Here is a 7814-nt window from a genome sequence, read left to right on the forward strand (position 1 = left end):
ATACCTGTAACATTTTTAATCTCTTCAGATTGAGTGATAACATCACTAGTTTTAACTGAAACATTTTGCATAGAAGAAGTGATCTCTTCTAAAGCTGCTGCAGTTTCTTCTAAAGATTGAGCTTGAGAATTTGAAGAAGTGGTTAAGCTTTGAACAGCAGTTTGTAATTTTCCACTTTCATTAGCTAAAGCATTAGCAAAGTCTGAACTTTGTTTTAGCATTTTAACTATTTCATCACCTAAAGCATTAGTAGTTAATTCAACACTTCCTGAAGCATTAGAGATTTTATTTCTAAAATCTAAGCTTTTGTATTCTTCAAATATTTTATGAATAACATTCATATCAGAACCTACTCTAGCTTGTAAAACATCAAGAAGTTTATTTAGAACATTTTTAAGTTCAATAAGTTGTGGGTTTCTTGGATTAGCAGTAATTCTTGCTGTTAAATTACCACCTTCTACAACTGATACGGTTTGAACTGACTCTTTAACAGCTTGATTGTCTTGTTCTAAACCTTTTTTAGTAGCAAGGATGTTTTCGTTGATAGCACTTGAGATTTGTCCAAATTCATCATTGCTTTTTACTTCTATAGTAGAAACATTTTTTGTTTTATGATTGATGAAGTCAAAGAAATTTTGCAAAGATTTAAAAATTGAATTAATTTTTGCACTTACCATATATTTTATACACATATATACAATAGCTGAAATTATAATTAAAAATATAACAACTACAGCAACTATAATTAACTGAAGATGATATAAAGGTTTTAAAACTGAATTTTTAGGGGTTGTTACAAGTATACTCCAGCGACTTGAATCTTCTAATGTACTAAAAGAAGAAACCGAAGCATAACTGGTTAAACCTGTAGATGTATAAAAATTATTGATTAAAAGATCTCTATGTTCTTTAATAGCACTTAATATAGGAGCTACAGAAGGAGAATGGTTGTATTCATTGATTTTTTGCAAAACAGCTTTAGGATTTTCATGAATAACAAATGTTCCATCATCTGTAAGTAGTAATCTTTGATCTCCTTCGTGAAAATTTAATGAAGGATTAAGTAAAGCTTTAGACATCTGTGAAAGCTCTAAAGAGAAACCAATAACTCCTGCAAAATCTCCTTTTTGATTAAAAATAGGCATTCCTAAGTTTATTCCTAAAAATTCTCCATTACCATAATCAAGACGCTTAACTGAACCAAAAATAACCTTTTGCTCTCCATTGTGCACATTGTTTTCAATTTTTGAGATTACAGGTATACTGTTATACATATTTTTATTTTGTATAAATGTTTTAATACCTCCGTCAATCCCTGGAGTTGAATCATTATAAACAATAGATAAATTTCCATTTTGAATGTCTTTTTCTTTATTTCCTGATAAGACTGAAAGATCTTTAATGTACAAAAAAGCATAAGTGGTATGCATACTTGAATCTAATGTTTTTTTGGTTAAATTTTCCAATACATTAATGTCAATATTCCCATTATCATTAATAACTTGTTGTATGCTAGTACCTAATGCTTTAGAGAGTAAAAAAGGTTCATTAAGCGTGGATTGCATATAATTTACATATCTTTTTGAAGCTATGTCTAGAGCAATTTCTGCTTCTTTTTCCATATTTTGAGAAACTTTCCATGATATGATGGCAATCATAAAGACTAAGCTAACCATAACACTTCCAATTACTGAAAGGGTTAATTTAGTTCCAATAGATTTTAACATTGTCTTCCTTTCTTGTATATTTATTTTCTAAATTATAACTATAAAATGCTTATTTTTTTCTAAAAAAGTTATTAATTATTAATTAATATTTTGTTAATATTAATTAATAATTAAATTAAATAGTGTTAAAATACATTTACATCAAATTTATATTAAGGAATAGCAATGAAAAAGATTTTCATTTCTTTTGTTGTCCTAGCGACATGTTTATGGGCAGAAAATACCGCCTATACCGATGAAGTTGTATCACTTTATCTTAATAAAGATGATGCTAAAGTCATAGGAAGACTTTTACCTACAAATCCTTTTGAAGTGTTAAAAAGCGAAAATAACAAAGTTTTGCTAAAAATTGATGGTTATGTAAATCCTAAAGCACCTTCTGTGATTTATTTCAATGACTCTCAAAGAATTATTGTTGCAGCTTTTTCTAAAAATACAAAATTAAATTTCTCTCAAAGAATAACTGGAAAAGATGGAAAATGGGATAAGGTAAGCCTTGAAATTTGGGCAAATCAAAAAGAATTTGTCAAAGACAATAAAGAAATGTTAAGTCGAGCCAAAGAGCTTTTTGTAAATAACTGCGGAATTTGTCATGCTATCCACAAAGAAAAAGAATTTACAGCTAATGCTTGGCCTGCAATTTTCCGTTCTATGGCTGATAGAACAGGTATTGATAAAAAAGACAGATGGCTAGTTATAGAATACTTACAAAAAAACGCAAAAGATTTTAAAACAAAATAAGGAGAAAAGCATGCTAGATAGAAGAAAATTTTTAAAAATTGGAGCGAGCTTAAGTGCTTTACCTCTCATTCCAAGCTTAAGTGCAGGAAAAACCGTAGAAGCTTCAAAAGTTAGCCTCGGACTTGTAAAAAATGGAGAAGTGATCACTGCAGCACACTGGGGGATTTTAAAACTCACTATAAAAGATGGCAAAATAGTAAAAAGTGAACCTTGGGAAAAAGTTACAAAAATGGATAATCCTTTACAGCACTACACTGCTGATATGGTTTATAAATCTCGTGTGAAATACCCTTATGTGCGTAAATCCTACCTTGAAAATCCTGACAATCCTAAACCTGAACTTCGTGGAAAAGATGAATTTGTCCGCGTAAGTTATGATGAAGCGATCAAACTCATCGCCAAAGAACTTAAAAAAACAAGAGATAGCAAAGGTGCAAGTGCAATTTTTGGTGGAAGTTATGGCTGGAAATCAAGTGGAAATATGCAAAACTCACGTATCTTGCTTCATAGATTTTTAAATGTAACAGGTGGATTTGTAGGAGCTACTGGGGACTATTCTACAGGAGCTTCTCAAGTGATTATGCCTTATGTTGTAGGATCGATTGAAGTTTATGAGCAACAAACCTCATGGGAAAATATCTTAAGCGATTCTAAATATGTTGTGGTTTGGGGTGCTGATCCGCTTTCTACTTTACGCATAGCTTGGACTTCAAACGAACAAAGAGGGTTGGCGTATTTTGAAAAACTTAAAAACAGTAAAATCAAAATAATTTGTATAGATCCTGTAAAAACCACTACAGCGAAATTTTTAAATGCCAAATGGATAGCTCCACGCCCAAATACCGATGTGGCTTTAATGATGGGTATGGCAAGCCATTTAATTGCTAAGAAAAAAGTCAATTACGAGTTTTTAGACACTTACACTACAGGCTTTGATAAATTTAAAGATTATTTAGAAGGCAAAGAAAATGGAGTTAAAAAAGATACCAAATGGGCAAGTAAAATTTGTGGTATCGATGAAAAAACTATCAAAAATTTAGCTGAAACTTTTTACGATAATCCTACTATGATTATGAGTGGTTGGGGTATGCAAAGAGCACATCATGGCGAACAGCCTCACTGGATGCTAGTTACTCTTTGTGCAATGTTAGGACAAATCGGCACAAAAGGAGGTGGTTTTGGACTAAGCTATCATTATAGCAATGGCGGTGTTCCAACTTGCAAAGGCGGAGTTATCGGCGGTATGACAGCAGGTAGTTTAGGGATTTGGAAAAATGGTAAATTTAAAGGTTTAGCAAAAAGCGAAACTTCAAACGAAGGCGCAGAATGGCTTCAAAATGCAGCGAGTTATTCTTTCCCTGTAGCAAGAATCGCCGATGCTTTACTTCACCCTGGAAAAACTATAGATCACAACGGCTCTAAGCTTACCTATCCTGATATTGATTTTATTTACTGGGTAGGCGGAAATCCTTTAGTGCACCATCAAGATACCAACACTAACGTAAAAGCATGGAGAAAACCACGCACCGTTGTGGTAAATGAAATTTACTGGACTCCAACAGCTAAAATGGCAGATATTGTTATGCCTGCAACTTCATCTTATGAAAGAGATGATATTACCATGACAGGAGATTATTCAAATATGCATATAGTTCCTATGAAACAAGCAGTTGAGCCTGTGGGTGAAAGCAAAGATGATTATGTAATTTTCTCTGATATTTGTAAAATTTATGGAAAAGATGTCTTTAATGCCTACACAGAAAATGGCAAAAAAGCTAAAGATTTCATCAAAGAATACTACAACAGTGCCCTAAAACAAACTCAAAGTTTTGGCGAAGCTTTTGCTGCTCCTATGCCAAGTTTTGAAGAATTTTGGGCTAAAAATGAACCAATCACTTTTGAACCAACAGCTGAAAGTTTAGAATGGACTCGTTTTTCAGAATTTATAGAAGATCCTATCTTAAATGCTCTGGGTACAGATTCAGGACTCATTGAAATTTACTCAGAAGCGATTAAAAATTATAATTATGATGATTGCAAAGCCCATCCTACTTGGTTTGAGCCTATTGAATGGCTTGGAAATGCAACCAAAGAAGCACCTTTCCACTTACTTACAAATCACCCAAGAGATCGCTTGCACTCTCAACTTTGCCACACAAGCTTAAGAGATACTTATGCAATAAAAGATAGAGAGCCGATTTTAATCAATTCCAAAGATGCAAAAAAACTTGGTATAAAAAATGGCGATGTAGTACGCGTGTTTAACAAACGCGGTGAAGTTTTAGCAGGGGCTGTTGTAAGCGATGAAATCATGCAAGGGGTTGTAAGGCTTTGTGAAGGTGCTTGGTATGATCCTAATGAAAACGGACTTTGCAAATGTGGAAATGCAAATGTTTTAACCATGGATATGCCAACTTCAAAACTTGCCAATGGCAATATCTCTCACACAGGGCTCGTAAACATAGAAAAATTTAAAGGTGAACTACCAAAACTTACTGCCTTTAATGCGCCAAAAGGTGTGAATTAAATTGCAAGAAAGCCGTAAGGCTTTCTATTGTCCAAGCAAATTTAAACTTAAAGCCATTATTGCCATTCCTAATATAAGTCCATATAAACTATCATGGGCCTTATCATAAGTTTTTGCAGCGGGCAAAAGTTCATCAAGAGATATAAAAACCATAATTCCTGCAATCACAGCAAAACTTATAGCTAAAGTAAGATCGCCTATAAAAGGCAATAAAATCAAAGCTCCAACAAAAGCACCCAAAGGTTCTGCAAAACCCGAAAGAGCTGAATAAATAAAAGCTTTTTTCTTATCTCCTGTAGCATGGTAAATTGGCAAACTCACGGCCAAACCTTCAGGGATATTGTGTATAGCCACAGCTATAGCTATAGCAATTCCTAAAGTAAGATTATCAAGACTCGAAATAAAAGTAGCAAAACCTTCTGGGAAATTATGTATAGCAATAGCTAAAGCTGTAAAAATCCCTGTGCGTTTTAAAGCTTTAGTATTGATCTGATGTAATTTTTCTCCAGGATGAAATTTCGGAGGATTTTGTCCTTTTTGAGGTAAGGGACAAATTTTTAACTCGCTTAAATCCTTTTTAGGCTCGTGAGGATTGACATCTTCGGGGATTAATTTATCAATCAATAAAGATATTAAAATTCCACCAAAAAAACAAGCCAATCCCAAAAGCTCAGCCCAATGCGAATCATAGTGATTTTTAAAATCTTTAAGTGCAGTGGGTAAAATTTCCATGAAAGAAATATATATCATTACCCCAGCTGAAAAACCAAGTCCTAAAGAAAGCACCCTTAAATCATCTTTTCTAGAAAAAAAGGCTATTATAGAACCTATAGCTGTAGAAAAACCTGCAAAAAGAGTCAGTAGCATTGCGATAAAAATCTGTTCAAAGGTAAATTGCATTAATAATTCTTAACTTCAATAAAATTTCAATATTTTAAATACTTATATTTATAAAAAGTTAACATATGGTAAAAATACAAAAGATATTAAAATTTTTAAGAATATTTTAAAAAAATATAGAATACTATACTAAGTTTTTTATAAATTTTTAAAAGTTAAGGAAAAAATATGAATTTTCGTTCTTTAAATATAAGCACTAAGCTTATTCTATCTGTAGCTATAGGGGTAATTTTAGGCATTATCGTATTAGTTTCAACAGTTTCCATATATATTTCTGAAAATATGGAGAAAGAGGCCAAGGATTCAATATTTTTAGCTTCAAAAAGATACACCAATTATATGGAAGGTATTCTAAATGAAACTGTTGCACTTACAAAAGGAACCGCAACTTCCTTAAATGATATGTTTGAACATAATAATCAAGTTGATGCTGATTTGATTGAAAGCTTAATGAAAAATTTATTTGATAGTAGTTTATATTCAGCTTATACTTTTTTGTATTTAAAAGATACTTCAGTGCTAGGGGATGCTCAAGGAATTGATAAAAGATACACAAGTTCTGATGGTAAAACTTTTGCTATGATTTATTTTGATCAAACCACTGGAAAATCTGGAGGAATAGAAACGATTCAAACGCCAAATAATTTTGGTAATTTAAAGATTATAGAGCAAGTAGAAAAAAACGCTAAATATGGAGATAAAGACAGTTTATTTGTTGGGCCACCAACTAAACTTAACTACGATGGAAAAGATTTTCTAGGTATTAATTTTGGAATGCCTATTTTTAATAATAAAGGTAAATTGATTGGAGTTGCTGGATATACTTTAGATTTTTCTGAAGTTTCTGAAACCATACTTGATCCAAAATTAGATTTTTTTGAAGGGGATTTAAGATTTTTAATGACTGATAAAGGTGTTATTGCCATTCATAAAAATCATAATGCCATTTTAAAAACACTCAATGATATAAATAAAGATCCCTCTGTGGAGTTAGTCAATAACGCTGTTAAAGAACACAAAACTGTTATAATAGATGATTATGTTGCTTCAACTGGAGATTTAAGCTATGCATCCGTTTCATCTTTTAGCACTGCAAATAATTCAAGTTATTGGAGTATGGTTGTAACTGCTCCTAAAAATTCAGTTTTAGCACCTTTAAAGAAACTAGAAATTATTTTTATCGTTATTTCTTTTTTTATACTACTTGTCATATTGATTATAGTTTATGTCTGCGTTAAAAAAATAGTTGGATCTAGAATTCCTGTCATTTTAAAATCTTTAGAAAATTTCTTTCGTTTTTTAAATCACGAAAAACACGAAGTTGATTTAATTTCAATCAAAGCCGATGATGAACTTGGAAAAATGGGCAAAATGATCAACGAAAACATCCTTGCTACTAAAAAAGGTTTAGAACAAGACAATCAAGCTGTTAAAGAGTCAGTTCAAACCGTATCAGTTGTAGAAGGTGGTAATTTAACAGCAAGAATTACTGCTAATCCAAGAAACCCACAACTTATTGAACTTAAAAATGTTCTAAATAAACTTCTTGATGTTTTACAAGCTAGAGTAGGTTCTGATATGAATGTTATTCATAAAATATTTGAAGAATACAAAAGCTTAGATTTTAGAAATAAAATCTCTAATGCTTCAGGAAGTGTTGAATTAACTACTAATGCTTTAGGTGATGAAATAGTTAAAATGCTAAAACAAAGTTCAGACTTTGCTAATGCTTTAGCTAATGAAAGTGGAAAATTACAAACTGCTGTTCAAAGCTTAACCACTTCTTCAAATTCTCAAGCTCAATCTTTAGAAGAAACTGCAGCAGCTTTAGAAGAGATCACTTCTTCTATGCAAAATGTTTCAGTTAAAACTAGTGATGTTATCACTCAATCTGAAGAGATTAAAAATGTTACAGGTAT

At 31.8% G+C, this 7814-nt stretch carries 4 protein-coding genes and 1 pseudogene; 3 read left to right on the top strand and 2 right to left on the bottom strand.

Going from position 1 to position 7814, the window contains the following annotated elements:
• A pseudogene (locus AJ936_RS10740) lies at positions 1–1274 on the bottom strand (methyl-accepting chemotaxis protein); the annotation flags it as partial.
• A gap of 618 nt (positions 1275–1892) precedes the next feature.
• Here AJ936_RS10740 and AJ936_RS01585 point away from each other — a divergent pair.
• A complete protein-coding gene (locus tag AJ936_RS01585; RefSeq protein WP_070273986.1) occupies positions 1893–2468 on the top strand; it encodes a cytochrome c3 family protein in 576 nt (191 codons plus the stop codon).
• A 10-nt stretch (positions 2469–2478) separates the two neighbouring features.
• Positions 2479–4995: a molybdopterin guanine dinucleotide-containing S/N-oxide reductase gene (locus AJ936_RS01590; protein ID WP_053872516.1), complete on the top strand. Its 2517-nt coding sequence runs from the start codon at positions 2479–2481 to the stop codon at positions 4993–4995.
• Between the two features lie 24 nt (positions 4996–5019).
• Here AJ936_RS01590 and zupT read toward each other — a convergent pair whose 3' ends face one another.
• Positions 5020–5895, bottom strand: a complete 876-nt coding sequence (gene zupT / locus AJ936_RS01595; RefSeq protein ID WP_044794573.1) for a zinc transporter ZupT — start codon at positions 5893–5895, stop codon at positions 5020–5022.
• Between the two features lie 168 nt (positions 5896–6063).
• Here zupT and AJ936_RS01600 point away from each other — a divergent pair.
• On the top strand, positions 6064–7814 hold a 1751-nt coding region (locus tag AJ936_RS01600; protein ID WP_070273987.1), incomplete at its 3' end, for a methyl-accepting chemotaxis protein.

Source organism: Campylobacter sp. BCW_6877 (assembly GCF_001762445.1).
GTDB lineage: Bacteria > Campylobacterota > Campylobacteria > Campylobacterales > Campylobacteraceae > Campylobacter_D > Campylobacter_D jejuni.

Coding starts and splice junctions, on each gene's coding strand:
- AJ936_RS01585 (WP_070273986.1), top strand. CDS start 1,893: ATGAAAAAGATTTTCATTTCTTTTGTTGTCCTAGCGACATGTTTATGG.
- zupT (WP_044794573.1), bottom strand. CDS start 5,895: ATGCAATTTACCTTTGAACAGATTTTTATCGCAATGCTACTGACTCTT.
- AJ936_RS01590 (WP_053872516.1), top strand. CDS start 2,479: ATGCTAGATAGAAGAAAATTTTTAAAAATTGGAGCGAGCTTAAGTGCT.